Here is a 2,436-nt window from a genome sequence, read left to right as displayed (position 1 = left end):
CAATATCCTGCGGGGTCGGGGTATGATCCACCACTCGACGAATGTACTCGTTAATGCGTTGGTCACTCACATACGCCTCACCACGAGCAGCACGAGACTGCATGAGCTGACGAACAACTTCTTGCAACTGCTCATCAGTCAGACGCATCTTCAAAATAGCCATCACTGCCGCGCGGTCCTGCACCGGAACATCCTTGGGATACCCGACGCTCAGCCAGTCGATTACTCGAGAGATTATGCTCTTATCAGGCATCGAGCCCCTCCTTTGAAGCAGTCATCATATGCACTTTAGTGTTCACGGGATTAGTGGCCTCCACCGGTTACGCCGAAGATATTCCAGCCGAAAGTGTGGTTGATAAAGTCCTTAGCAACCCAGAGAATACCGATGATTACGATTGCTACGATAATAGCAAAAATGCAGGATGCGGCAATCTTCGCCACCGTTCCCGGAGGCTCAATTTCCACAAGCTTACCGTCCGCAGTGTACTCGGTACGGCCAGCCAGCAGACGCAGACCCAGTGCATACAGCGCCGGAAGACCCGCGCCGAAGAACAAACCGGCAATCAGCACCGGAATGACCTTATCCAGAATTTCGATCACGTATTGCATGGCTACGAACCTGCCTTCTCAGTAGCAAGGGTCTGAGCTTCTGCGGATGCGTCAGCGCTGGTGACTGCAGCGCCTTCCTTTTCATCCCAGTCGCCAGTCACGTTCGAAGCGTCAATGTTGTCCTTCCGGGAATGACGCCACATCAGGAAGCAGAAGATACTCAGCATCGCGAACACAGCCATTTCACCAACAAACTGAGTACCAGTCAGAGTGTTCAAGCCGTGACCAATCAACCAGGTCAGGGCACCCACAATAGCGGCCGCCGGCAGGGTAATCAGCCAAGCAACCACCATACGGCCAGCAACAGACCAGCGAACCTCAGCGCCCTTACGCCCCAGGCCACTACCCAGAATCGAGCCGGACGCCACGTGAGTGGTCGACAGCGCCATACCGAAGTGGGAAGAGGTCAGAATAATCGCAGCAGACGAGCCGTCAGCAGCAACACCCTGCGGGGTATCCACCTCAACGATGCCCTTACCGAGGGTGCGGATAATGCGCCAGCCGCCCAGGTAAGTACCCAGGGCAATAGCAAGAGCGCAGGAAGCCCTCACCCACATGGGAATCGCATCATCATTGCTCAGGGTACCCGAAGCAACCAGAGCCAGGAAGATCACGCCCATGGTCTTCTGCGCATCGTTAGTACCGTGTGCCAGAGACATTAGAGATGCGGTCGCAATCTGTCCCTTGCGGAAACCACTGTGCTTACGGTCGTCAGCCACCGGAGCAGCAATACGGTAAACCAGCCAGGTACCGGTTGCCGCCACAATAGCCGCAATGACGGGGGAGAGGACCGCGGGAACAATAATCTTGGACAGAACACCGATCCATTGCACTCCATCAAAGCCAATCGCGACAAGAGCCGAACCAATCAGGCCACCGAACAGAGCGTGCGATGAGGAGGAGGGAAGACCCAGAAGCCAGGTCAAAACGTTCCATAGGATGCCGCCAACCAGGCCTGTAAAGACGATGAGCATCAGTGCCGGACCATCCGTTGTTACGTCAATACGATCCAGGTTCACGATGCCGCTACCGACCGAACGCGCCACCTCAACAGAGAGGAACGCGCCAACAAGGTTCAGGGACGCAGACAGCGCCACGGCGGTCTTAGGCTTCAGCGCACCGGTCGCAATGGAGGTTGCCATCGCGTTACCGGTGTCGTGGAAGCCATTCGTAAAGTCGAAGGCGAGCGCGGTAAGCACCACGATCACGAGAATAATGAGTTCTGTAGTCACAAGAAAATTATCTGTCGGTTTTCGTGAAATCTAAAGTATTCCGAATTAACACGAAATAACAGATAAACCCACAGTATTGAGCGGGTTTTCGTGAGGGTTTTACTGCAGAGCCCATATTTTAGGGGCGAAACTCCCGATATTCCGCGGAAAAAATGGTGCACCCACCGGAATACTTAAGTTGTTTTATGTGGCTTATGCGAGAGCACGGGGGAGAGGGGTGATTATATCCATCAAGAGGCTAAAGTGTGTTCACCTAGTGTTCACTTTCAGGAACCTCCCAGCTTTCTTTTTGTGACACACCTTTATTATTCAGACCTCATTTGGGGCACTAAACCACCCACGCAGGATGCCCCTGTGGGTTTTCTGCAGCGGTGCACACTTCAGCATCACGAAGGCGCAGCAGCGTCACGAAGAAGCAACTCCGGCCGCCAATCCGCAGCACACACAACAGGCTGAATTCACGAGTCACCCATACTGAATCCACCAAACCGCATCAGCAGATACAACAAAAGACCCCGTATCTTTCGATACGGGGTCTTTTTCAAAAATAAACCGGCGATGACCTACTCTCCCACACCCACAAAAGTGCAGTACC

3 protein-coding genes are annotated in these 2,436 nt (G+C 53.8%); all 3 read right to left on the bottom strand.

What is annotated here, in order from left to right:
• Positions 1-253, bottom strand: a 253-nt coding sequence (locus tag Q0216_RS02880) for a DUF3349 domain-containing protein (protein ID WP_298592780.1), incomplete at its 3' end; no start/stop codon positions are given.
• Between the two features lie 50 nt (positions 254-303).
• Positions 304-609, bottom strand: coding sequence for a hypothetical protein (locus Q0216_RS02875; protein ID WP_298592778.1), 306 nt, complete (start codon positions 607-609; stop codon positions 304-306).
• A 2-nt stretch (positions 610-611) separates the two neighbouring features.
• Entirely contained in the window at positions 612-1,841 is a 1,230-nt protein-coding gene (locus Q0216_RS02870; RefSeq protein WP_298592776.1) for an inorganic phosphate transporter, read from the bottom strand.
• Positions 1,842-2,436: the final 595 nt, after the last annotated feature.

The organism is uncultured Rothia sp., from assembly GCF_937976295.1.
Classification (GTDB): Bacteria; Actinomycetota; Actinomycetes; order Actinomycetales; family Micrococcaceae; genus Rothia.
This window is presented reverse-complemented; position numbering and strand designations above follow the sequence as displayed.